Origin of the sequence: Steroidobacter agaridevorans (assembly GCF_009932555.1) — a bacterium.
In the GTDB taxonomy this organism is placed as follows: Bacteria; Pseudomonadota; Gammaproteobacteria; order Steroidobacterales; family Steroidobacteraceae; genus Steroidobacter; species Steroidobacter agaridevorans.
The window spans coordinates 446,127-468,427 of sequence record NZ_BLJO01000002.1; the positions used below are offsets into that span (position 1 = coordinate 446,127).

A 22,301-nucleotide genomic window follows, 5' to 3' on the forward strand; every position below is an offset into this window, starting at 1 on the left:
CGACCATGCAACCCATCCGCACGATCGAGTCTCGCACCGTCGTCATTCCGGTGACGAACATCGACACCGACCAGATCATTCCCGCACGTTTCCTCACCACGACGACGCGCGAGGGCCTGGGCAAACAAGCTTTCGCCGATTGGCGTTACGACGCGAACGGCGCCGTGAAGAGCGATTTCATCCTGAACAAGCCGGAAGTCGCCGGCTGCGGCGTCCTGGTCGCGGGCCGCAACTTCGGCTGTGGCTCATCGCGCGAGCACGCGCCGTGGGCGCTGCTGGACTACGGTTTTCGCGCCGTCATCAGCACCGAGATCGCCGACATCTTCCGCAACAACTCGCTGAAGAACGGCCTGCTGCCCATCGTCGTCGATGACCAGACGCACGGGTGGTTGATGAACAATCCCGGTGCAAACGTCAAGATCGACCTGGAAACGACCACACTCACCTTGCCGACCTGCGCCACCGCGAAGTTCCCCATCGAAGGCTTCGCGCGCGTGTGCTTGATGAACGGCGTCGACGAGCTCGGCTTCCTGCTGCAACAAGCGCCGGCGATCGAGCGTTACGAAGCCGCTCGCACCTACTGATCTTCGCAAGACAAGTTCTATGACCAAAGCAAGCATCGTGGTTCTGGGCGGCGACGGCATCGGCCCTGAAGTCACTCAACAGGGCGTGCGTGTGCTGGAAGCGATTGCCAGCCGCTATGGACACGATTTCCAGTTCGCCCACCATTTGATCGGTGGCGCCGCGATCGACGCGACTCACAGCGCTCTGCCCTCGCAAACGACGTCGGCGTGCGGCACTGCTGATGCCGTACTGCTGGGCGCGGTGGGCGGTCCCAAGTGGTCCGACCCGAACGCGAAGATCCGTCCCGAACAAGGCTTGCTCGCGTTGCGTAAGGCGCTTGGCTTGTTCGCAAACCTGCGGCCGGTCTCGCTGCACACCGAACTGCTCGACGCGTCACCGCTCAAGCCTGAGGTCCTCAAGGGCACCGACATCATGGTCGTGCGTGAGCTCACGGGCGGCATCTACTTCGGTGAGAAGACACGCACAGAGAATTCGGCAAGCGACCTGTGCACCTACTCCGTCGAAGAGATCACTCGCGTGACTCGCGTTGCCGGCAATCTCGCGCGTGGCCGACGCAAATTCATCACGTCGGTCGACAAAGCGAACGTGTTGGAAACATCGCGGCTGTGGCGGAGCACGGTCGAGAAAGTGCTCAATGAAGAATTTCCGGACGTGAAGTACGAGCATCAGCTGGTCGACTCGGCGGCGATGCTGTTGATCCGCAAGCCCGCGCACTTCGACGTCGTGCTGACCGAAAATATGTTTGGCGACATTCTCACCGACGAAGCATCGATGCTCGCAGGCTCGCTCGGCTTGTTGCCATCCGCTTCGCTCGGCGCCGGCAAGCTCGGCTTGTATGAGCCCATCCATGGCTCGGCGCCCGATATCGCGGGCAAAGGCATCGCGAATCCGTACGGCACCCTCCTCAGCGTTGCGATGCTTCTGCGTCACTCGCTCGACCTGCCGAAGGAAGCCGCGGCGATCGAAAAGGCGGTCGCCGAGGTCATTTCGGAGGGCGTCCGGACGGCCGATATTGCCGCCGGCTCGCAGCCGGCAAGCACCGTTCAGGCGGGTGACGCGGTGCTGGCCAAACTCATGAAGTAGGCCGTTAAGTTATTGATTTTATTGGCACGAAAAAGTTTTCAGCCGGTCGCAGAATAATCTTGACCACAATCCGGGCGAACCGGTTATGATCTGTCCCAAGCGACGGATTCGATCTCTTCCGCCGCTTCCGCCTTCGGGCAAATCTCCATGTCTCGGCCACTACGGTCGAGGTGTCTTTGGTGGAAACGGGACTCGTGTCGGGTTAGTCCCCAAGGTCGGTATCGGCTCAAACCGATGCCGCCACGACGTAAGTCTTAAGTTGCCACATCCCAGGCCGGCCTAGCGCCGGCCTGTTTTTATCCACAGCCTTCACGGCCCCGACACCCACTCCTTATAAAAGAGTGGCAGGTCGGTACTGACGCGGCTCTGGAACTCGGGCGCCCGCTTCTCCAGGAAAGCCCGGACCCCTTCCTTGCCGTCCGCAATACTCGTGTAAAACATACCCAGTGAGTCGATCCGGTGTGCTTCGACCGGGTGCGGCTCGGCGGCGTTGCGGTAAAGCATCTGCCGGGCCAGGGCCAGCGCCACCGGCGATCGATTGTCGACAATCTTGTGGGCCAATTTGCGCGCCTCGTCCAAGAGCTGTTCCGCTGGATGGACCGACCTGACCAGCCGGCCACGCAAAGCTTCCTGAGCATCGAAAATATCCGCGGTGTAGACCCATTCCAGCGCCTGCTGGATTCCGACGATCCGCGGCAGGAACCAGGAGGAACAGGCTTCCGGGACGATGCCGATTTTCCCGAAGACAAACCCGATCCGGGCCTTCTCCGACGCCAACCGGATATCCATGGCCAGGGTCATGGTCGCGCCAATGCCGACCGCAGCGCCGTTGATCGCGCAGATCACCGGCTTGGTGCACTCGTAAATCGCCAGGGTGACCCGGCCGCCGGTATCGCGAATGCCCTGCACGACGGCCGGATCATCGAGGCGCTCGTGCATGTCCTCGAGCGTCGGCCGCAGCGACTCGTCCAATCCAAACACATTGCCAGGCGCCGACAAATCCATGCCGGCGCAGAACGCTTTGCCTGCGCCGGTGACGATGATGGCGCGGACCGTATCATCCCCACTCGCGCGCTGGAACGCATCGATCAATTCATTCGCCATCTCCGGCGTGAATGCATTCATCTGCTCCGGACGATGCAGTGTGAGCGTGAGAATGCCTTCGCTCACCTCGTAACGAATTGTTTGATAGCTCACGTCGACCTCAGACAGCCACGAGCGCCGCGGCGGAACGCAGATGCTCGCGGCATTCGGCGACGATGCGCTCGACGAGCTCGGCGCAGCTCGGCACGTCGTCGATCAATCCAATCACCATGCCGGCGCTGATGACGCCGCCGTCGATGTTTCCTTCCCTGAGCGCCTGCTTGCCGCGCACGCCCGCCACCAGCGGCCGCACCTCTTCGAACTTCGCGCCCTTCTTCTCCATCGAGACCACTTCGTTCGAGATCGCGTTCTTGAACACGCGCGCGGTGTTGTGCATCGTGCGAAAGATCAGGTTCGTGTCGCGCTCGCCGGCCTTGGCCAACGCTTGTTTGATGTTGTCGTGAATCGGCGCTTCCTTCGTGACCATGAAGCGCGTGCCCATGTTGATGCCGTGAGCGCCGAGCGCAAACGCCGCGGCCATGCCGCGCCCATCGCCGATTCCGCCGGACGCAATCACTGGAATCTTCAGTGCGCGCACGGCGGCAGGAATCAGGATCAAATTGGGAATGTCATCTTCACCGGGATGACCGGCGCATTCGAAGCCATCGATGCTGACGGCATCGACGCCGGCCCGCTCTGCGGACAATGCATGACGCACCGACGTGCACTTGTGCACGACCTTGATGCCGCGCTCCTTGAGCTTGCCGATGAAATCTTTGGGATTGTTGCCAGCGGTCTCGACGATCTTCACGCCGCTGTCCATGATCACCTGCAGATATTCCGCGTACGGCGGCGGCGTGATCGCCGGCAGAATCGTGAGATTCACGCCGAAGGGCTGATCGGTCATCGTCCGGCAGCGCTCGATTTCCTTGCGTAGATCTTCGGGTGTCGGCTGCGTGAGCGCGGTGAGGATGCCGAGCGCGCCTGCATTGGAGACCGCCGATGCCAGTTCCGCAGTGCCGACCCACTGCATGCCGCCTTGAATGATGGGATAGCGCGTGCCGAGCAGCTCGGTGACTCTGGTTCTCATGCGAAACTTGGCCCTGTCTGGCGAGAGGGCCAAGAGTACCGAGGTTGTGCCGTGGATGTTCGTCTATTTGACGGCGGCCGCGCGATCCAATCCGGCACGCAGATCTTGCACCAGATCTTCGACGGCTTCGATGCCCACTGAGAGTCGCAGCAGCGTCTCGCCGATGCCAGCCGCGCGCTGAGCGTCAGCATCCATTGCCGCGTGCGTCATCGACGAAGGATGCGCGACCAGACTTTCCACGCCACCCAACGATTCCGCGAGCGAGAATGTTTGCAGACCTTCGAGGAACGCGCACACGTTCGCAGTCCCGCCACGCAGTTCAAAGCTCACCATCGCGCCGAAGCCGGTCTGCTGACGCTTGGCCAGCTCGTGCTGAGGATGCGACGGCAACCCCGGGTAATACACTTTCTTCACGGCCGGATGATCGTTCAAGACATTCGCAATCTCGAGCGCGTTGTCACCGTGCACCTTCAAGCGAGCATGCAGCGTGCGAATGCCTCGCAACGTCATGAAGCTGTCGAACGGCGCGCCGGTGACGCCGATACAGTTCGCCCACCACACCATGCGCTCGTGCAGCTCGGACGTGGAGGAAACAATCGCGCCGCCGACCACGTCGCTGTGGCCGTTCAGATATTTGGTAGTCGAGTGCAGCACGAAATCGGCGCCCAGCGACAGCGGCTGCTGCCACACCGGCGACAGGAACGTGTTATCCACGAGCAGCCACGCGCCGATCGCATGGGCCTTATCGGCGAGCTTGCGAATGTCGACGATACGCAGCAGCGGATTGCTCGGCGTTTCGACCCAAACGAGCTTGGGCTTACGGGCCAGAGCCGCCGTCAGCGCCGCCTCGTCGGTCTGATCGACGAATTCAACTCGCAACTGTCCGCGACGAGCGAGATTGCTGAACAGGCGATGCGTGCCGCCATAACAGTCATGCGGAGCAATCAACAGGTCGTCGTGCGACAGCAGCTGACACGCAAGATGAACGGCCGACATGCCCGAAGCGGTAACCACCGCACCGGCGCCCCCTTCGAGCGATGCGATGGCTTCGCCCAGCGCATCGCGCGTCGGATTGCCCGAGCGCGAATAGTCATACGTGCGCTTCTCGCCAAAACACTTGAACGAGAACGTCGACGTGAGATGCAGCGGCGGCACCACCGCGCCGTGCTGAGGATCGGAATCGAGAGCGGCGCGGACTGCGCGAGTCGCGGCCGAGGGAGCCCAAGTCATTTCACATCTCCGGTAGTCGACAACGCGCGGGTGAACACCTCACGCAGTGCCTGCGTCTCTTTCAGAAAGGCATCGTGGCCATACAGCGACGAGAGCTCGACGAGCTGCACCGGGCCGCTCACCGACTGTTTGAGCAGTCGCATGTCGGACAGCGGCACCAGCTGATCCTCGATGACCGCCACCAGCCAGGTGGCCACGCGAATCTTCGCCGGATCGACCTGATGCAGATCGATGGACTCCGACAGGCACACGAACGCTTCGGGAATATAGGTGGCCGCGTAGGCGTCGCCCCGCGACAGCAAATAAGACTCGACCGGGAATTGGAACCGTCCATCGACCCGCGTCGCCGGGCCGGCAAAGCGCTGCTCGAATTCATTGGCGCTGCGATACGTCGCCATCGCAAGCGCGCGCGCCAGCCGCAGGCCTTCCGCGCCCTGCCCGTTCTGAGCGGCATATCGAACGATTGAACGCTGCACGCTGCGCCACGCGGTTGCCATGGGATGAGGTCGATGCGCAGCGCTGATGACGATGATGCGATTCACCAGCTCGGGCCAACGCTCCGCGAACGCGAGCGCCACCATACCGCCATAAGAAGCGCCGACGATCGCCTCCAATCGCGCGAGCTGCAGATGCTCGGCGACTCGACGCAGAATTTCGGCCTGGTCCTGGGAGGCGATCGATGGGAAATCGTTCTGGCCGGCACTTGGACCGGTGCTCGCGCCGCTGCCGCCGAGGAAGTCGATGCCAAGGATGCGGTAGCTGCTGCTATCGAGCGCTCGACCGGGCCCGATGATGTCGCTCCACCAGCCCTTTTCCTTGGCGGTGTCGATGACGGCCCGGCCGGCGGAGATCCCGCCCAGCGCCACAATCACGGGCGCGGCGGGATTGCCGACCAGCCGCCAGGCGACTCGGACGTCACGCAGCTCGCCGCCAAAATGCAGCGGCAACGGCTCTTGAAGCTCCAGCACGCCCTCGTGAACAGCCACGGGGGTGGGCTCGGGCACAGCATTCATGAATCGAACACTCCGGTAGGAGACAGGTTTCGCTCATCGCAGAAACCCCACGGAGGTCCGTAGAGGCGGGTCGCCGTGACCGACCGTCCAGGCATTGCCTGGACAGCTACACAGCAACTCATCTGTCGGGGCTCCAAATGGAGACTCCCCGCAGGAGTTGGCACCTTTTCGAGATGGTTAGTCTCGACGGTTGCCCCGGCTTCAAAGGGCCTGACCCTCAGCCGGTCTCGATGAGTAGCGCGCAGTCTAGGGTCAACGGCCGGATTCGGTCAAGAAAAGCCGCGCCAGTTGCCGACCGGCGTCACGAAAAAACTACCGCAATTTCTTCGTCTTAGCGATCGGGCGCTGGTTCGGGCCTTGCCCCAAGCCGCATTAATGTATTAACGTGCTAATACACTAGTACGGCATCTCCTCGCACCGGCCTCCATTCACTTCGGGGCATCATGAAAGAGCATCGGGCATTGACGCCGCGCCAGGAGGCGCTCGCGGAACGAGCGCTGTTTGGCGCCATCCTGACCTTACGCAGCGTTGAAGAATGCCGCGCGTTCTTTCGCGACCTGTGTACGCCGGCGGAGCTGCAGGCCCTGGCCGATCGCTGGGCCGTGGTGGCCCTGCTCCAGCAAGGAGTGCCGTACCGGGAAATTCACAAGCAGACTGGCGTCAGCGTGACCACCATCGGCCGCGTCGCGCGCTACCTGCTCAACGGCAATGGCGGATACACATTGGCCGCCGAACGCATGAAAGATTCCACCGACTCCCGTTCACCCGACTCAGGGCGCGTCCGACCATGATGGACAAAGCAACCCGTCTCAAAGTAGCCCTGCAGAAATCCGGGCGACTCACCGACAACTCGCTGGACCTGATGGTCCGCTGCGGCTTGAAGTACAGCCGCGGCAAAGACCAGCTGATGTGCTACGGCGAGAACATGCCGCTCGATCTGCTGTTCGTCCGCGACGACGACATTCCCGATCTGGTGCAGCAGGATGTCTGCGACTTGGGCATCGTCGGCTTGAACGTGATCGAAGAGAAGCGCCTCGCCTTCCAGGCGAAAGGTGTGCAGCCGTTGTTCGACCAGTTGATGACGCTCGACTACGGCAAGTGCCGGCTGTCGATCGCTGTACCCGATGGCGTCGAATACAAAGACGCGCGCTCTCTGCACGGAAAGCGCATCGCCACGACTTATCCAAACATTCTCGCCCGCTACCTGCGTCAGCGCGATGTGCAGGCTGAGATCGTCACCTTGTCCGGCGCCGTGGAAATCGCGCCGCGCCTGGGTCGCGCCGATTTCATTTGTGACCTGGTGTCGACGGGCTCGACCTTGCTTGCCAACCATCTGTGGGAGGCCGAGACCATTCTCGAAAGTCAGGCTGCCATCATCACGACGCCGGTGCCGGTGTCGGCGGAAAAGCAGGATTGGATCCACCGCCTGACGATGCGCATCGACGGCGTGCAGCAGGTGAAGGAAAGCAAATACATCATGCTGCACGCACCGCGCTCCAAGCTTGCCGACATTCGCAAGCTCCTGCCCGGCAGCGAATCGCCGACCATCGTGCCGCTCGACGGCAATGGCGACAAAGTCGCGGTGCATGCGGTGTGTCGCGAGAACGTGTTCTGGGAGACGCTCGAGAGCCTGAAAGGCGCCGGCGCGAGCGCGATCCTGGTGTTGCCGGTTGAGAAAATGTTGGCCTAGCCCAACGAATCATTCCAAATCAGAGAGGTTGATCGTGAGTCTGTCGTTGCTTGAGTGGTCGAGTCTTTCCGCGGATGAACGGCGGGCTGCCTTGCGGCGCCCGGCGCAGGCGGATACCGACGGCTTGCATCGACGCGTTCGCGAAATCATCGACGAAGTCCGTGCCCGCGGCGACCAGGCGCTGCTCGATTTCACCGAACGATTCGACGGCGTGAAGTTGAAATCGCTCGAAGTCGACGCCGCTGAATTTGCTGCTGCCGAGCAGGCACTGAGCGCCGATCAGCGCGCAGCGCTCGAGCGTGCGATCGGTAACGTGCGCCGTTTCCATGAAGCACAGCTCAGCAACCCGCTGCAAATCGAAACGTCGCCGGGCGTGATCTGCGAACGTCACTTTCGAGCGATCGATGCCGTAGGTTTGTATGTACCCGCTGGCGTCGCTCCCCTGCCCTCGACCGCCGTCATGCTCGCCGTGCCAGCGAACATCGCAGGCTGTCCGACGCGCATCATCTGCACACCGCCTCGCAAAGACGGCACCGCCGATCCTGCAGTGTTGCTCGTCGCCAAACTGTGCGGCATCACGCGGGTGTTCAAGATCGGTGGCGCTCAGGCCGTCGCCGCGATGGCTTATGGCACCGAGAGTGTCCCCAAGGTCGACAAGGTCTTCGGCCCGGGCAACTCCTGGGTCACCGCGGCAAAGATCATCGCGGCCAACGACCCGGAGGGCGCGGCGCTCGACTTGCCGGCCGGCCCTTCCGAAGTGCTGGTGATCGCGGACCAGGACGCCAACGCTAGCTTCGTCGCCGCCGACCTGCTCGCACAGGCCGAGCACAGCGCTGACGCTCAATCCATTCTTGTCACGACATCACGCGTACTCGCCGAAGCAACCATCGAGCAGCTGGAAGCGCAGATGCGCCGACTCGGGCGCGAGAGCACGCTGCGCGAATCCATCAATCATGCGCGGTTGTTCATCGTCGACTCGTTGCAGGCCGCATTTGATCTGAGCAACGCCTACGCACCCGAGCACTTGATCGTGCAGGTTGCGAAAGCGCGCGACTGGTTGCCCAGCATTCGGAATGCAGGCTCCGTGTTCCTCGGTGCATGGACGCCCGAAACGATGGGCGACTACTGCAGCGGGACCAACCACGTGTTGCCGACCTATGGCTTTGCCCGCGCTTACAGCGGACTGTCACTGGTCGATTTCCAGAAGCGCATGACGGTGCAGGAACTGAGCGCCGACGGCTTGCGCGATCTCGGCCCGACCGCCGTCACCATCGCCGGCCTCGAAGGCCTCGACGCACACGCCAACGCAGTCCAAGTGCGCCTGCGCCAACTCGCGAATCCCTCATGAACCCGATCCTGAATCTCGCCAGGCCCGACATCCTGTCGCTGCAGCCCTATCAACACGCGGCGTGGGAGCCGACGCTCGAGCGCATGCATGCCAATGAAATGCCGTGGCGTGCGCAAGGCGATGCGTCGAATGCTGGCCTCAATCGTTATCCCGAGCCGCAGCCCGACGAGCTGATCGAACACCTCGCCAATCTTTACGGCACCTCGCCAAAGAATGTGATCGCCGGACGCGGCAGCGACGAAGGCATCGACCTGCTCGTGCGCGCCTTCTGTCGCGCGGGCGAAGACAGCGTGCTGATCTGCCCGCCGACCTTCGGCATGTACAAGGTCTCGGCGCGCATTCAGGGCGCTGGCGTCATCGAAGTGCCGCTGGTCAAAGAGCGCGGCTTCGAGTTGGACGTGCAATCCGTGCTCGCCGCATGGCGCGAGAACGTCAAGCTCATCTTCATCTGCACGCCGAACAATCCCACCGGCAATCTGCTCGACCGCGCCTCCATTGAAGTGCTGTGTGCGCAGCTGAGTGACAAGGCGCTGGTCGTTGTCGACGAGGCCTATATCGAATTCGCCAATGCGGCCAGCATGGTGCAGGAGCTGGAGCGCTTCCCGAATCTCGTGATCCTGCGCACCTTGTCGAAGGCGTACGCGTTGGCGGGTGCCCGCTGTGGCGCTCTGATCGCGCACGAAGACATCATCAGCCTGCTCGCTCGCGTGATTACGCCGTACGCGTTGCCGACGCACACCATCGACTCCGTGCTGCATTTGACGGACGAGGAGCATGTCGCCGAATCGAAGCAGCGTATCGAGCTGATCTTGACGGAGCGAGCGCGTGTCTCTGAGGCCCTTGCCTCGCTCCCATTGGTTCGCGAGGTGTGGCCCAGCGATTCGAACTTCATCCTGGTCGACTGCAAGGATGCAGATGCGGTGCTGCGTGCGGCCCTCTCGGCAGGGTTGATCATTCGCGATCCACGCTCGCAGCCCGGCCTCGGCAGCAGCCTGCGTATTTCCATCGGCACGCCCGATCAGAACGACCGGCTCATTCGAGGTGTCGAACAGGCTTCCGGAGATCTCGCATGAGCGGCCAGCGCGTTCTATTCATCGATCGCGACGGCACGATCATCGCCGAGCCTGCCGACAAACAGATCGACAGCCTGCAGAAGTTCCGGCTGGTGCCGGACGTGATTGCAGGGCTGCAGCGTCTGCGCGATGCCGGCTACACGCTCGTGATGGTGAGCAATCAAGACGGCCTCGGCACCGAGAGCTTCCCCGAGCGCACCTTCCGCGAGCCCCACGAGTTCCTTCGCGAGCTGCTGAAATCACAAGGCATCACGTTTGCCGAGGAATTCATTTGTCCGCACAAGCCGGCGGACAACTGCCATTGCCGCAAGCCGAAGACCGGGTTGCTCGATGATTACTTGAAGAGCCACCCTCTGGATCGCGAGCATAGCTATGTCATCGGCGACCGGGAAACCGATCTGCAGCTCGCGCAGAATCTCGGGATTCAAGGCATCCGTGTGCGCACGGAAGAAACACCAGGCGATACCTGGCCGGAGATCGCCGCTCGCCTGACTGCGCGGGCGCGCGTCGCGAGCGTGGTTCGCAAGACGAAAGAAACGGACATCAAGGTCGACGTCGATCTGGACCGAGAATCCCCCATCCACATCGAGACGGGCCTCGGTTTCTTCGACCACATGCTCGAGCAGATTGCGAAGCACGGCGGCTTCTCGCTGCAGCTCACCTGCAAGGGCGACCTGCACATCGATGAGCACCACACCGTCGAGGATTGCGCGCTCGCGCTGGGTCAGGCGTTGAAACAAGCGCTCGGCGACAAGCGCGGCATTCATCGCTACGGCTTCCTGTTGCCCATGGACGAAGCTCTCGCCCAGGTCGCCATCGATCTGTCGGGCCGTCCCTACTTCGTGTTCGAAGGTCAGTTCGGCCGCGACACGGTCGGCCAGCTGCCCACGGAGCTCGTGCCGCACTTCTTCCGCTCGCTCGCCGAAACCTTGGGCGCGGCGATCAATCTGAAGGTTCAGGGCGAGAACACTCATCACATGATCGAGGCCTGCTTCAAAGGCGTCGGTCGTACATTGCGCCAGGCGTTTCGTATCACGGACACGGAACTGCCGAGCACCAAGGGCACGTTGTAATGCAGCTCGCGATCATCGACAGTGGCGGCGCCAATATCGCCTCCCTCCGCTACGCCATCGATCGACTCGGCGTGGCGTCGGAGCTCACAACCGATCCGGCCAAGGTGCGGGCCGCCTCGCACGTGATTCTGCCCGGCGTCGGCGCCGCGGCCGATTGCATGAGCCGCCTGCAGAAGACTCCCGGCCTGGTCGATACCATTCGCAAGCTGCGACAGCCCATGCTCGGCATCTGCGTCGGCATGCAGCTGTTGTTCGAATCCTCAGAGGAAGGCGAAGTGCCCTGCCTCGGCCTGCTGCCCGGACGCGTGCGTCGCTTCGCCGATCGCGACGATCTGCCCGTGCCGCACATGGGCTGGAACCAGCTGGAGTTCGAGCCCGGCTCGCCGCTGCTCAAGGACATCCAGCCCGGCGATCATGTTTATTTCGTGCACAGCTATTCGGCGCCGGTCAGCCCGCTGACGGTCGCATCCGCGACCTACGGCGAGCAATTCTCTGCACTGGTCCAGAGCGGCAACGTGTTCGGCGCGCAGTTCCATCCGGAACGCTCGGCACGCATCGGCTCGTTGCTGCTGCGTAATTTCCTGCAATTGCAACAGACTCAATAAGCACCATGGAGCTGATTCCCGCCATCGATCTCAAGGACGGCCGTTGCGTCCGCCTGTTCAAGGGCGACTTCGCCGCCGAGACGGTGTATTCGAACGATCCGGCCGAAATTCTGGCCCGCTATCGCGCCTTCGGCGCGCGACGCATCCACGTCGTCGATCTCGACGGTGCGAAGGATGGCACGCAAGCGAACCGCGATGTCATCGTGAAGTTTGCCGGCGACCGCTCGCTCAAGCTGCAAGTCGGCGGCGGTCTGCGCTCGCTGGAGCGCGTCAAAGCGCTGTTGGATGCCGGCGTGGAACGCGCCGTCATCGGCAGCGTTGCCATCAATTCGCCCGATGTCGTGATTTCCTGGCTATCGGAAGTCGACCCGACGCGTATCGTGCTGGCATTGGACGTGCGACTGGACGACTCCGGCATGCCGATGCTCACGACCCACGGGTGGCAGCAAACGAGCAGCGTCAATCTGTGGAGCCTGGTCGAGCGTTTCGTGCGCTCCGGCATCGCTCACGTACTGTGCACCGATGTCGCCCGAGACGGCGCGCTGACCGGCCCGAACTTCGAGCTGTACGCGGATGCGGTGCGAAGATTTCCCGAGCTGCAGTGGCAGGCATCCGGCGGTGTCGCCACCGCGCGTGACCTGATCGCCCTGCGCGAATGCGGCGTCGCTGCCGTGATCAGCGGCAAAGCGCTGCTGGAAAACAAGATTTCACCTGAGGAGTTGCGGCCATTCTTGCCAAACGCATCATCCCCTGTCTCGATGTAAGAGACGGGCAGGTCGTCAAGGGCGTGCGCTTCCGCGACCACGTGGTCGTGGGCGACATCCTCGAGCTGGCGCAACGCTATCGTGACGAAGGCGCCGACGAGCTGGTGTTCTACGACATCACCGCGAGCCCGGATGGGCGCACGGTGGATCGCAGCTGGATCCGTCGCATCGCGCGCATTCTGGATATTCCTTTTTGCGTGGCCGGCGGCATTCGCAGCGTCGCCGACGCCGAAGAAGTTTTGGGCGAAGGCGCGGAAAAGGTGTCGATCAACTCTCCTGCCCTGGCCGATCCTGAATTGATCAGCCGGCTCAGCGCGCGTTTTGGCGCGCAGTGTGTAGTCGTGGGCATCGATAGCCAGACGGTCGAAGGCGTTTATCAGGTCTATCAATTCACGGGCGATCCGGAACGCACTCGTAACACCGCACGCAAGACGTTGGATTGGGTGCGCGAGGTGCAGGACCGTGGCGCGGGCGAGATCGTGCTCAACTGCATGGCGAGCGATGGCGTGCGCAAGGGCTATGACATCGCTCAGCTCAGCGCCGTGCGAGCCCAGTGTCGCGTACCGTTGATTGCATCGGGTGGCGCGGGCGCGAAGGAACATTTCGCCAGTGTGTTCAATGAAGCGCGAGTCGATGGCGCGCTGGCGGCGAGCGTGTTCCATACTGGCGTGCTGCCGATTCCCGACCTGAAGAGCTACTTGCGCGATACCGCCATCGAGGTCCGGCCATGAAGCTCGACCAGATCGAGTCATTCGACTGGAGCAAAGGCGACGGCCTGCTGCCTGCCGTCGTGCAGGACGCGGGCAACGGCAAAGTGCTGATGCTCGGCTACATGAATCGCGAGGCGCTGCGTAAAACGCTCGGCGAGAAGCGCGTGACGTTTTACAGCCGGAGCAAGCAGCGGCTGTGGACCAAGGGCGAGACCTCCAGCAACTTCCTGCACCTGGTCGATGCCGCCATCGACTGCGACAACGATACGCTATTGATAACGGCCCGGCCCGATGGCCCGACGTGTCACAACGGCACGGATAGTTGTTTTGGAGATGACATCGGCACGACGGCCACTCGCCTCGCCTTCCTCGCCCGGCTCGAGTCGGTGATCGAGAAACGCGTGAGCGAGCGGCCAGAAGGCAGCTATACCGCGCGTTTGTGGGCGGACGGGCCAACGCGCATGGCGCAGAAGGTAGGCGAAGAAGGTGTCGAGGTTGCACTCGCAGCGGTGACCCAGAGCAACGACAAGCTCGTCGGAGAAGCCGCCGACCTGCTGTTTCATCTGACGCTGCTATTGAAAAGCCGCCAGCTGTCCTTGGGCCACGTGGTCGCGGAGCTGGAACGGCGCCACGCGGCCAAGAAGTAAGTCGAAACTCCCGCCCGGACGTGGATCCGGGCGTAGTCATCTATTCCGTTGCCTCCAAGACCACCGAATACGTGTAGCTCACGCCCCGCTGGCCATCCTGCGCCGGCGTCGGCCGATGACGCGACATCGCGAGATACACGCCCGGCTCGCTCGGCTTGAAGCTGAATCGACCTTCTTTATCCGTCGTCACTTCGGCCAACGGCTTCTGATCCGCCGAGAGCGCCTTGCCACCGAAGATCGACACGGCATGACCGGCGAGCGGCTTGCCGTCGAACAGCACCTCGAACTTCACATCCGATCCGACGAACGTCGAGTTCGGATGCGACAGGGCCCGATATTCGAGCCCCGTGTTGCGTGGCGCGAGCGCCTGCTCGGTCGGCTTGCCTTGGGTCACATACACTTCGGCCATCGTGATGCTGGTGACTTCGTAGGTCTTCGCGCCGACCGGCGCTGCTTCCTTGGGCCCGAGGAATTTCCAATCCCCATCGACCCACGCTGCCTTCGCCGTCCGGCCGCCACGCTTGCCGGTCGAGATGCGGTAGGTGCCCGCCTCTTTCGTGTCCGCCTCGACGATCGCCAGGTCACGCGCGTACACGGGCGTCAACGGCACCTTGGCGCCCGCGGGCGTGACGACGTGATAGTCGTCCGACTTCATCACCACGTCCGGTGAGAAGAACTCTTCGGTAAAGCTTCCCTGCGCGGTGACGTGATCGCGCTTGCCAAGATCGAACAGGTTCGGCAGCAGGTACGGCGAATGCGCCTGCGCAGAGCCGACGGCCAGCAACGCAGCACTCAACGACAGAACCCGCACCATGCTCGGCTTATTCATATAATCCATCTCCAATACTCAACGGATCAGAACGACGACGCAGAGCGTGCCGGAGCACGCCCGCGAGGCTTGATTAGAACTGCCACGACAGCGAAACACGGAAATTGCGACCCGGCTCGCTGTAGCGTCCGATGCCGTCTCCGGTGACGTAGCCGTACAGAGTGTTCGTGCCTTCGTTCACGAAGCGCACTCGCGGCCATAAGTAATACTTCGCGTCGAACACGTTGTAGACGCCGGCGTTCAAGCGCAGATCTTTCGTGATGTTGATGTCGCCGAACAGATCCAGCACGGTGTACGCATCGCTCAAGTAGTCAGGTACGAGCGAGGTGAAGAAATCGCTGGTTTCGGACAGCGTCGCGTCCTTGAGCTTCTTCGCTTCGGCGTGCGTCACATTGCCAGTCAGCGACCAGCGCTGCGTCGGCGACTGGTAGCGCAGCCCAAGCACGCCGCTGGCGGGCAGGATGCTCGGCAGCGGATCGCCGTTCTCTTTCTCGCCTTCGCTATACGACGCAGCGAGCCGCACCGACCATTGCTGAGAGATCGACCAACGCCCTTCGACTTCGACGCCTTTGACCGTCACCTCGCCCACGTTCGCGGCCATCGAATATTCCTTGCCCAACGTGACGGTGCAGGTATTGCCGGAGCAGCTTTGGTATTGCGTGCCGGGGTCCTGGATGAAATCGTTGATCTCGATGAAGTTGGTGTACTTGTCCCGAAACGCGGACAGACCGATCTGCACGCTCTCGGTCTGCCAGCGATAACCCAGCTCCGTGTTCAAGCTTTCTTCCGCTTCCAGATCCGGGTTCGACGCCGAATCCCACAACGACACCTGCTGGCCTGTCGCCACTTCGGTAACGATGGAGCTCGACGTCGGCGCGTACAGCTCGCCGACCGTCGGTGCGCGGAAGCCACGCCCGACCTGGGCCCAAACGGAATGTTCATCGGTGAACTTGAAATCGAGGCCGGCCTGCCACGTGGGCGCGGAGAATTCCACGTCGTGAATGGAGCCGGTCGGATCGACGAACTGAGCATCCAGAGTCGGCGAGTATTCGGTACGGTCGTAACGCACACCGGCATGCAGCGTGAGCCGATCGTTGAGCAGATACAGGCTGTCGCGCAGATAAGCGCTGTACGTCGTCACATCGGTGTTGGGAACTTGATCGGGATCGACCGTGATGGAGCTCGTGTCGCTGGTCCTGCCGACATACCGAGTATCCACGGCGGCAAAGTCGACCTCACGCTGCTGCCAGGCCAGTCCGTAAACGAGATCGTGACCGACACTGCCAGTCCGCCAAGCCTTGCTGAAATCCAGTGCCGTCCGATCGAGCACCTGCTCCGTCGCACGATCCTCACTGCGCACGCATGGCACGACGTTCTGCGGCACGCAGCCGGTGCCGGCGAGAATTGTCGTCAATGCGCGGCTCTTGGTCTCGACCCGATCCGCCGTCCATTCGAGACTGTCGAAGAACGTGCTCGCGGCGTCCCAGGAATAGCGCAAGCCGTAGCGATCGCGATCGTTGTCGTCATCGGCACGGCGCGTGAGATAGCCGGGGCCGCCGACACGCGAGAGATTGTTTATCTCATTCGTCGCGCGGCTGTATTCGCCCACCAGGCCGAAGCGCTGGCTGTCCCCGATCAGGAAATCGAGCTTCGCAAGCACCTCGTCGCTCTCGCGATCGATGGGATCGGGCGTGCGCCGGCCCGAGCCAGTCTCGATCGGCGATGAGTCGTACCACGAGTCCGCTTCGTGACCGCGACGCCGCGTGTACAGCACCATCGACTCCACTCTCCCGGTGCGATTGGCCAGCGTTGCCGTGGTCATCAGCTCATCGGTGTTGCTGGTATAGCCGGTCTTGACCCGAAAATAGCTGTCGTTGCCGCCCGGCTTCAGATAGTCGTAGGGATCCTTGGTCGTGAACATGATCGCGCCGCCGAGCGCCCCGCTGCCGGCCGCGATGGAGTCGGCCCCTTTGACGACCTCGATGGCCTTGACGGAGTCGATATCGATGCTGCCGCGGCTCGCACGGAAGAACTCGTAGGCCGGCGTCGTTTCGACCGACTCGGCGAATGACAATCCGTCGACGGTCAGCGCGACCCGATCGCCTTCGAGGCCGCGGATATTGAAACCGTTTTCGCCAAAGCGTCCCAAATCGACGATGCTCACGCCCGGAATGTAGCGAATCGCGTCCTCGAAGTTCTGTGCCTGCTCCGCTTCGAGGTCGGTGACGCCGACCACCTGGACGTTGCCAACGGTCGAGCGGCCTTCCTCCTCGGCGGTGACCTTGATCTTGTTCAGTTGTTGGGCCCGGTCCCGTTCGGCGGCAAGGCTGGGACGGAACGCCGCCAACAAGGTCGCGGCAACAGCCAGGGACAGGACGGCACTCGAGGTACGCATGGAAAACTCCAGACAAAATGCATTTGAAGCGATGCCTGGTTGGCGTCCTGCGCTGACTGGGCGTTATTCGACGTCTTTGATTTAACGCATCAAGGCGTTTGGACCTGGCTGGTAACAGCCTGCTCGTCCTGGCGAGGCTCACGCACCGGCGGCGGATCGTCCTGCGTGACGACGCCATCTTTGTTCGTATCCGCACGGTCGTACATGCGCGTGCTCATCGCGAAGTATTCATCGCTGCTGATGCCGCCGTTCTCGTTGGCATCGATCGCCTTGAAGCGCACGCGTCCCTGCTTGAGCTGGGCCTGGCGACGGTCGTCGATCTGCTGGCTCAGGCGCGCGTTGAACTCGTTCACGTACTCATCGTGATCGAGCTTGCCGTCCTTGTTCGCATCCGTGGCGGCGAATGCTTTGGCCCGGTGTGCGTCGAATTGCTCGCGTGTGAGCACATCATCGCCATCGTCGTCGTAAATCTCGAGCATGCCGGCGAGATTATGAGATGTCGGCATGCCGATGATGGAACGGCGACGCGATGTTTCCTTCGCCGCGGGGTCGGCGTCATCGTTCGTAATGCGGCCGTCCTTGTTCCGATCCAGATGCACGAACGCGCGATCGCCGGAACCATCGTATTCGCCGCGGCTGATGAACTTGTCCTGGTCCTTGTCGAGCGCTTCGAAGCGCGTGTCGGTTTGTTTCAAGGATGCGTTGCGCTCATCGGCGATGTCACGGTCCAGGCGCACGGCATATTCGTTCACATACTCTTCGATGGTGAGCGAACCGTTGCTGTCGCCGTCCGTCGTGGCGAATCGGGTCTTACGGACCGTGTCATATTCGGTACGCGTGACCTTGCCGTCGCCGTCGTCATCCCAGGTGCCGATGAAGGCGTTGCCCGTGTGTCCGCCGGTGGGCATGGCCTTGCCAGCTTCCGTCGTCTCAGCGCCTTGAGCTGCGGCAAATGAAAGCACGGCGGCCAGGCTGCAAATGCGCAAGGCACGACGACCCATCAGCGATGCTGATGCGCGAGAGGAAACGGACATGATTGAGACTCCCTTGTTATCGGACGCACGAATCGAGTCCAAAACGTCGGGAGCGGTGCCAGATCACTCGCAGCTCTCGTCCGTGGCGGACTGTTATTGGCTGGCCCGAGAGCTGGCGGCTCGCCGGAGAACCCAGCGAGCGCCAGAGATGATAACGATTCTCAACTTGTTGGCAAGTGCCTCGTTAGAACCAGGCGCGCAAGCCCGCGACGATTTGGAATTCATCCGTATCGTCACCGTGCTCGCGCGCGAGGTCGGCGGTGTCGCCAAACTTCCGTGACCACACCACGCCAAGGTATGGCGCGAACTCACGACGGATCTCATATCGCAGCCGCAATCCGAGCTCCGCGTCGCTGAAGCCTGAAGCTATGCCATTGGCCGGATCGTCCTTGCCGTAGAGCTGCAGCTCCACCTTGGGCTGCAAGATCCAGCGCTGAGTCAGAAACATTTCGTACTCGGCGGAGAAGTTGGCCGCGGTCCGGCCCTCCTCGCCCACGTACGCCAATGCCTCGACTTCGAACCAGTACGGCGCCAGACCTTGCACGCCGAATGCCGCCCAGGTTCGCGATGGACCTTCGCCGAAATCGTGCGCGACGCCGCCTTGCAGGCTCCACCAACGCGAGATCACGTGATCCCAGAGCAGCTCGGCCGATCCTTCATAGTCGCCGTCGAAGCGCTCGCCTTCGGTCTTGAGCAGCGCCTTGTCGTAGTCGTTGCCGAACCAGGCTCGACCATCCCAGAAGAGCGCATCGCCGCCGTCCGTGTCGCGCCACTCCAATTGATCGAACGCCACCATTCCGAATGGCGCGGTGTCGTCCATGTCCATCATCTCCGCCATTTCCTCTTCCGACATGTCGCCCATCGGATGTTGCGGCGGGTCCGGTGGAATGTGCGCGCGCTCGCTCTGCGTGCGCTCATCGGAATGATGCTCGTGGTGTTGATGCTCTTCCTGAGCAGCAGCGGCTGTGACAACGGCGCCAACCAACGCCAGCGCGACATGGAGTTTGATCAAAGCACTCATGAATGATCTCCATGACCGCTGTGATCCGCCATGCCATCTGCTGGCTCGACATGTACCTCGCGGAACATGCCTGCCTCCATGTGATACAGCAGATGACAGTGATATGCCCAACGTCCCAACGCATCCGCCGTGACGGCATAACTCAGCTTCTGCGCCGGCTGCACATTCACGGTGTGCTTGCGCACCTGGAAGTTGCCCGAGGCGTCTTCGAGCTCGCTCCACATGCCGTGCAGGTGGATGGGATGCGTCATCATGGAATCGTTCACGAGCGTGATGCGCAGCCGCTCGCCCAGCTGGAACTTCAGCGGTTTGGCTTCGGAGAACTTCTGGCCGTTGAACGACCAGACAAACCTTTCCATATGGCCGGTGAGATGCAGCTGGATCTCGCGCCCGGGCTGACGGCGATCGATCGGACCGCCGATGGTGTGCAGATCCGCGTAAGTCAGCACGCGTCGCCCGTTGTTTCTCAAGCCAACGCCGGGATCGTCGAGGCCGGTGTTCGGCCGATTCACCTGCATGTCGAGCAACGGTGTTTGCTCGGTCGGCGGGTGTTCGAGCGTCGTCGACGGCGCGCCGGCTCCATGCCCGGCGTGCGGATTCGCCGGCGCATGATTCATCTGGCTGTGGTCCATCTGACCGTGGTCCATCTGACTGTGCTCCATGGGCGTTGCACTCGACGATTCATGCCCGCCGTGCCCCATGTCAGTCATCGTCAGCAACGGCCGTGGATCGAGTGGGGGAATTTCCGCTTCCAACCCGAGACTCGGCGCCAATGTGCCGCGCGCGTAGCCGGAACGATCCATCGCCTGCGCAAAGATTGTGTAAGCGCGATCGTCCTTCGGCTCGACAATGACATCGTAGGTTTCCGCCGCGCCAATGCGGAACTCATCCACCGACACCGGCTCGACATCCACGCCATCGGTCGCAACGACGGTGAGCTTCAACCCGGGAATACGCACATCGAAGAACGACATCGATGAGCCGTTGATGAAACGCAGCCGCACTTTTTCACCGCGCGAGAACAGACCGGTCCAGTTGCCGGTCGGCGTCACTCCATTCATCAAGGACGTGTATGCGTAGCCCGACACATCGAGCATGTCGGTGGGATTCATGCGCATCTCGCCCCACATGCGCCGATCGGCGAGCGTCCGGCTCAACCCGTTCTTGCGCACATCGGCAAAGAAATCGCCCGCGGTGCGACGGCCGAAGTTGTAATAGTCGCTGTGCTTCTTGAGCACCGAGAAAATCCGCTCCGGATCGAGGTCGGTCCAGTCGGACAGCATCACCACGTAGTCGCGCTCGGTCGGAAAGCGCTCGCCGCCGCGACGCTCGATCACGATCGGCCCGTAGAGGCCGGTTTGTTCCTGGAAGCGCGAATGCGCGTGATACCAGTAAGTGCCGTGCTGATTCACCTTGAAGCGGTACAAATACTCGCCGCCGCTGGGAATGCCGGCGAAGCTCAGGCCCGGCACCCCATCCATATCCGCCGGCAGGATCATGCCGTGCCAATGGATGGAGCTGCGCGCGGCGAGCCGATTCGACACGCGCAACGTGACCGTGTCGCCCTCGCGCCAACGAAGCAACGGCCCGGGAATCTGTCCGTTCACCACGGTCCCGATGCGTTTGTGACCCGTGAAATTGAACGGCGCCTCGCCGATCTGCAAATCGAAATGACTGCCGGTCAGCACCGTCTGCGTCTGGCTTTGCGCCCAGACGTCGGCGCCTCGATTGGCGCCCAGCACGAACAGCCCGGCGCCTGCCGCCTGCAAGAAACTCCTGCGCGAGAGCTGCGGCCTGCGCGCTCGCGGTGACTGAATCATCGATGACATGAAACTCTCTCGAACTAAAGCGTCGACGTGCGCACACGGACGGCCATCGCCATCAGCGAGCGCTCAGCAAACATCGATCGAGAGAGTCAGGCGGGAGGTCGGAACAATCCGGAGGGACGCGCAGCAGGAACGGTCTCTGCGCCATAGGGAACGCGCAGCAACGCGACCGAGACAGGATTCAGGATGACCGCACCGAGCGCTGCGCAGGGCACATGCAGGCACGGACACTCGCAGTCACCGGTTTTGCAGCAATCGTGCTCGCCACCGGAATCGTCGGAATGATGGGCTTTCGGCGCCTCGTGCTCGGCACAGGCAGGCTCGCCAGCCATTTCGGACGTCGCTGACTGCAGCGGCGCCATCGCCGCCACCGGCATCGCATGACCCAGCTCGCCGACGACCAGACGGGCCATCAGCAGGAAAATCAGCGTCCAGCGTTGCCAGCAGAACTTACGCACGGCGCGAGAGTACAGGCCGGCGCGGCAGCGCGCAACGACGCGCACATTAACTCCCGGTCATGCCACGGCAGGCCTTCTGACAATGCGTCGGAGGTGCCTGAAAAACAGCCCCGGCGGGCGCTTACGCAGCCCGTGACCGCGCTGGAACTTGCCTATCTGTACTACGTTGAGTGAGTACCCGAGGCTTGGGAGCTTCACCATGAAATCATTCTCTGCACGACTCATTCCCGTCGCGATCGCCAGCATCCTATGTGGGGTAGCGGTTGCCGGCGGTGGCAAAGACGATCACATGAAAATGATGGACAAGGACGGCGACGGCAAGATCACGGCCGCCGAGCACGCGGCGGGCGTCAAGGAAATGTTCTCCAAGATGGACGCCGACAAGGACGGTCAGGTCACCGCATCCGAAATGGACGCGATGCATGACTCGATGAAAGACAAGGCTCATGCCACGGCCCGGACCGAGGGCGGCGCGAACGAGCAAAAGATGGCCGACAAGAAGGCCTATGACGAGACCGGCACGGGCAAGAGCATGCCGAAGCAGATGTCCTCCGAGCAGAAGATCGCGAAGATGGACACCAATAACGACGGCAAGCTGAGCGCGGCCGAGTACAACGCCGGCGCCAAGCAGATGTTCGGCAAGATGGACAAGGACGGTGACGGAGCATTGACGGCGCAGGAGATGCGCGAAGGTGAACGTAAGGAGATGACGGCGAGCGACGAATAGCTCGCTGTAGGAAATAT

Annotated in this window: 22 protein-coding genes and 1 riboswitch; of the genes, 12 read left to right on the forward strand and 10 right to left on the reverse strand. The window is 62.2% G+C overall.

Going from position 1 to position 22,301, the window contains the following annotated elements; genetic code table 11:
- The first annotated feature begins 5 nt into the window (after window positions 1-5).
- Both leuD and leuB read left to right on the forward strand, forming a co-directional pair.
- A complete protein-coding gene (gene leuD / locus GYH35_RS08810; RefSeq protein ID WP_161814933.1) occupies window positions 6-584 on the forward strand; it encodes a 3-isopropylmalate dehydratase small subunit in 579 nt (192 codons plus the stop codon).
- Between the two features lie 19 nt (window positions 585-603).
- Window positions 604-1,668, forward strand: coding sequence for a 3-isopropylmalate dehydrogenase (gene leuB / locus GYH35_RS08815; protein ID WP_161828199.1), 1,065 nt, complete (start codon window positions 604-606; stop codon window positions 1,666-1,668).
- 309 nt (window positions 1,669-1,977) lie between these two features.
- Here leuB and GYH35_RS08820 read toward each other — a convergent pair whose 3' ends face one another.
- From GYH35_RS08820 to metX, 4 genes are all read right to left on the reverse strand, one after another.
- Window positions 1,978-2,865 (reverse strand): crotonase/enoyl-CoA hydratase family protein, encoded by an 888-nt coding sequence (locus tag GYH35_RS08820; protein WP_161828200.1) that lies wholly within the window; start codon window positions 2,863-2,865, stop codon window positions 1,978-1,980.
- 7 nt (window positions 2,866-2,872) lie between these two features.
- The gene (locus GYH35_RS08825; protein WP_161814931.1) at window positions 2,873-3,841 is read right to left on the reverse strand and encodes an NAD(P)H-dependent flavin oxidoreductase; all 969 of its coding nucleotides are present in this window, start codon (window positions 3,839-3,841) and stop codon (window positions 2,873-2,875) included.
- 63 nt (window positions 3,842-3,904) lie between these two features.
- Entirely contained in the window at window positions 3,905-5,071 is a 1,167-nt protein-coding gene (gene metB / locus GYH35_RS08830) for a cystathionine gamma-synthase (protein ID WP_161828201.1), read from the reverse strand.
- Entirely contained in the window at window positions 5,068-6,084 is a 1,017-nt protein-coding gene (gene metX / locus GYH35_RS08835; RefSeq protein WP_161814929.1) for a homoserine O-succinyltransferase MetX, read from the reverse strand. Before metX ends, metB begins: the two co-directional genes overlap by 4 nt.
- A 115-nt stretch (window positions 6,085-6,199) precedes the next feature.
- Window positions 6,200-6,321, reverse strand: a riboswitch (SAM riboswitch).
- Window positions 6,322-6,527: 206 nt separating this feature from the next.
- Here metX and GYH35_RS08840 point away from each other — a divergent pair.
- The 9 genes from GYH35_RS08840 to hisIE are packed head-to-tail and all read left to right on the forward strand — an operon-like array spanning window position 6,528 to window position 13,994.
- Complete coding sequence (locus tag GYH35_RS08840; RefSeq protein ID WP_129648703.1) at window positions 6,528-6,875, forward strand: YerC/YecD family TrpR-related protein; 348 nt, start codon at window positions 6,528-6,530, stop codon at window positions 6,873-6,875.
- Window positions 6,875-7,774, forward strand: coding sequence for an ATP phosphoribosyltransferase (hisG, locus tag GYH35_RS08845; RefSeq protein WP_244319046.1), 900 nt, complete (start codon window positions 6,875-6,877; stop codon window positions 7,772-7,774). The genes GYH35_RS08840 and hisG overlap by 1 nt, the downstream gene beginning before the upstream one ends.
- Window positions 7,775-7,814: 40 nt before the next feature.
- On the forward strand, window positions 7,815-9,122 hold the full coding sequence (gene hisD, locus GYH35_RS08850) for a histidinol dehydrogenase (RefSeq protein WP_161815325.1): 1,308 nt from the start codon (window positions 7,815-7,817) through the stop codon (window positions 9,120-9,122).
- Window positions 9,119-10,195, forward strand: coding sequence for a histidinol-phosphate transaminase (gene hisC / locus GYH35_RS08855; RefSeq protein WP_161814927.1), 1,077 nt, complete (start codon window positions 9,119-9,121; stop codon window positions 10,193-10,195). The genes hisD and hisC overlap by 4 nt, the downstream gene beginning before the upstream one ends.
- A complete protein-coding gene (gene hisB, locus GYH35_RS08860) occupies window positions 10,192-11,268 on the forward strand; it encodes a bifunctional histidinol-phosphatase/imidazoleglycerol-phosphate dehydratase HisB (protein WP_161814926.1) in 1,077 nt (358 codons plus the stop codon). The genes hisC and hisB overlap by 4 nt, the downstream gene beginning before the upstream one ends.
- On the forward strand, window positions 11,268-11,873 hold the full coding sequence (hisH, locus tag GYH35_RS08865; protein ID WP_161814925.1) for an imidazole glycerol phosphate synthase subunit HisH: 606 nt from the start codon (window positions 11,268-11,270) through the stop codon (window positions 11,871-11,873). Before hisB ends, hisH begins: the two co-directional genes overlap by 1 nt.
- A gap of 5 nt (window positions 11,874-11,878) precedes the next feature.
- The gene (gene hisA, locus GYH35_RS08870; RefSeq protein WP_161814924.1) at window positions 11,879-12,637 is read left to right on the forward strand and encodes a 1-(5-phosphoribosyl)-5-[(5-phosphoribosylamino)methylideneamino]imidazole-4-carboxamide isomerase; all 759 of its coding nucleotides are present in this window, start codon (window positions 11,879-11,881) and stop codon (window positions 12,635-12,637) included.
- The gene (gene hisF, locus GYH35_RS08875; protein WP_161815324.1) at window positions 12,601-13,368 is read left to right on the forward strand and encodes an imidazole glycerol phosphate synthase subunit HisF; all 768 of its coding nucleotides are present in this window, start codon (window positions 12,601-12,603) and stop codon (window positions 13,366-13,368) included. Before hisA ends, hisF begins: the two co-directional genes overlap by 37 nt.
- Entirely contained in the window at window positions 13,365-13,994 is a 630-nt protein-coding gene (hisIE, locus tag GYH35_RS08880; protein WP_161814923.1) for a bifunctional phosphoribosyl-AMP cyclohydrolase/phosphoribosyl-ATP diphosphatase HisIE, read from the forward strand. The genes hisF and hisIE overlap by 4 nt, the downstream gene beginning before the upstream one ends.
- Window positions 13,995-14,034: 40 nt before the next feature.
- Here hisIE and GYH35_RS08885 read toward each other — a convergent pair whose 3' ends face one another.
- The 6 genes from GYH35_RS08885 to GYH35_RS08910 all read right to left on the reverse strand — a co-directional run bounded on the left by GYH35_RS08885 (window position 14,035) and on the right by GYH35_RS08910 (window position 21,602).
- Complete coding sequence (locus tag GYH35_RS08885; protein ID WP_202624177.1) at window positions 14,035-14,823, reverse strand: DUF4198 domain-containing protein; 789 nt, start codon at window positions 14,821-14,823, stop codon at window positions 14,035-14,037.
- A 73-nt stretch (window positions 14,824-14,896) separates the two neighbouring features.
- Window positions 14,897-17,218 (reverse strand): TonB-dependent hemoglobin/transferrin/lactoferrin family receptor, encoded by a 2,322-nt coding sequence (locus tag GYH35_RS08890; RefSeq protein ID WP_161828202.1) that lies wholly within the window; start codon window positions 17,216-17,218, stop codon window positions 14,897-14,899.
- Window positions 17,219-17,307: 89 nt separating this feature from the next.
- Window positions 17,308-18,252 carry a CREC-EF hand family protein gene (locus tag GYH35_RS08895; RefSeq protein WP_161828203.1) on the reverse strand — a complete coding sequence of 315 codons (945 nt, stop codon included), beginning with the start codon at window positions 18,250-18,252 and terminating at the stop codon, window positions 17,308-17,310.
- A gap of 184 nt (window positions 18,253-18,436) precedes the next feature.
- Window positions 18,437-19,273, reverse strand: a complete 837-nt coding sequence (locus GYH35_RS08900) for a copper resistance protein B (RefSeq protein WP_161828204.1) — start codon at window positions 19,271-19,273, stop codon at window positions 18,437-18,439.
- Window positions 19,270-21,102, reverse strand: coding sequence for a copper resistance system multicopper oxidase (locus tag GYH35_RS08905; protein ID WP_308683782.1), 1,833 nt, complete (start codon window positions 21,100-21,102; stop codon window positions 19,270-19,272). Before GYH35_RS08905 ends, GYH35_RS08900 begins: the two co-directional genes overlap by 4 nt.
- An 86-nt stretch (window positions 21,103-21,188) precedes the next feature.
- Complete coding sequence (locus tag GYH35_RS08910) at window positions 21,189-21,602, reverse strand: CopL family metal-binding regulatory protein (RefSeq protein ID WP_161814919.1); 414 nt, start codon at window positions 21,600-21,602, stop codon at window positions 21,189-21,191.
- A 154-nt stretch (window positions 21,603-21,756) separates the two neighbouring features.
- Here GYH35_RS08910 and GYH35_RS08915 point away from each other — a divergent pair, with 154 nt between their 5' ends.
- On the forward strand, window positions 21,757-22,284 hold the full coding sequence (locus GYH35_RS08915; protein WP_161814918.1) for an EF-hand domain-containing protein: 528 nt from the start codon (window positions 21,757-21,759) through the stop codon (window positions 22,282-22,284).
- The last annotated feature ends 17 nt before the right edge of the window (window positions 22,285-22,301 follow it).

What these genes read in the sequence shown, in the direction of transcription:
- hisH (WP_161814925.1), top strand. Translation starts at nt 11,268, where the DNA reads ATGCAGCTCGCGATCATCGACAGTGGCGGCGCCAATATCGCCTCCCTC.
- hisIE (WP_161814923.1), top strand. Translation starts at nt 13,365, where the DNA reads ATGAAGCTCGACCAGATCGAGTCATTCGACTGGAGCAAAGGCGACGGC.
- GYH35_RS08900 (WP_161828204.1), bottom strand. Translation starts at nt 19,273, where the DNA reads ATGAGTGCTTTGATCAAACTCCATGTCGCGCTGGCGTTGGTTGGCGCC.
- leuD (WP_161814933.1), top strand. Translation starts at nt 6, where the DNA reads ATGCAACCCATCCGCACGATCGAGTCTCGCACCGTCGTCATTCCGGTG.
- GYH35_RS08840 (WP_129648703.1), top strand. Translation starts at nt 6,528, where the DNA reads ATGAAAGAGCATCGGGCATTGACGCCGCGCCAGGAGGCGCTCGCGGAA.
- GYH35_RS08825 (WP_161814931.1), bottom strand. Translation starts at nt 3,841, where the DNA reads ATGAGAACCAGAGTCACCGAGCTGCTCGGCACGCGCTATCCCATCATT.
- GYH35_RS08895 (WP_161828203.1), bottom strand. Translation starts at nt 18,252, where the DNA reads ATGTCCGTTTCCTCTCGCGCATCAGCATCGCTGATGGGTCGTCGTGCC.
- GYH35_RS08890 (WP_161828202.1), bottom strand. Translation starts at nt 17,218, where the DNA reads ATGCGTACCTCGAGTGCCGTCCTGTCCCTGGCTGTTGCCGCGACCTTG.
- metB (WP_161828201.1), bottom strand. Translation starts at nt 5,071, where the DNA reads ATGACTTGGGCTCCCTCGGCCGCGACTCGCGCAGTCCGCGCCGCTCTC.
- hisB (WP_161814926.1), top strand. Translation starts at nt 10,192, where the DNA reads ATGAGCGGCCAGCGCGTTCTATTCATCGATCGCGACGGCACGATCATC.
- leuB (WP_161828199.1), top strand. Translation starts at nt 604, where the DNA reads ATGACCAAAGCAAGCATCGTGGTTCTGGGCGGCGACGGCATCGGCCCT.
- metX (WP_161814929.1), bottom strand. Translation starts at nt 6,084, where the DNA reads ATGAATGCTGTGCCCGAGCCCACCCCCGTGGCTGTTCACGAGGGCGTG.
- GYH35_RS08905 (WP_308683782.1), bottom strand. Translation starts at nt 21,102, where the DNA reads ATGTCATCGATGATTCAGTCACCGCGAGCGCGCAGGCCGCAGCTCTCG.
- hisG (WP_244319046.1), top strand. Translation starts at nt 6,875, where the DNA reads ATGGACAAAGCAACCCGTCTCAAAGTAGCCCTGCAGAAATCCGGGCGA.
- GYH35_RS08885 (WP_202624177.1), bottom strand. Translation starts at nt 14,823, where the DNA reads ATGAATAAGCCGAGCATGGTGCGGGTTCTGTCGTTGAGTGCTGCGTTG.
- hisA (WP_161814924.1), top strand. Translation starts at nt 11,879, where the DNA reads ATGGAGCTGATTCCCGCCATCGATCTCAAGGACGGCCGTTGCGTCCGC.
- hisC (WP_161814927.1), top strand. Translation starts at nt 9,119, where the DNA reads ATGAACCCGATCCTGAATCTCGCCAGGCCCGACATCCTGTCGCTGCAG.
- GYH35_RS08915 (WP_161814918.1), top strand. Translation starts at nt 21,757, where the DNA reads ATGAAATCATTCTCTGCACGACTCATTCCCGTCGCGATCGCCAGCATC.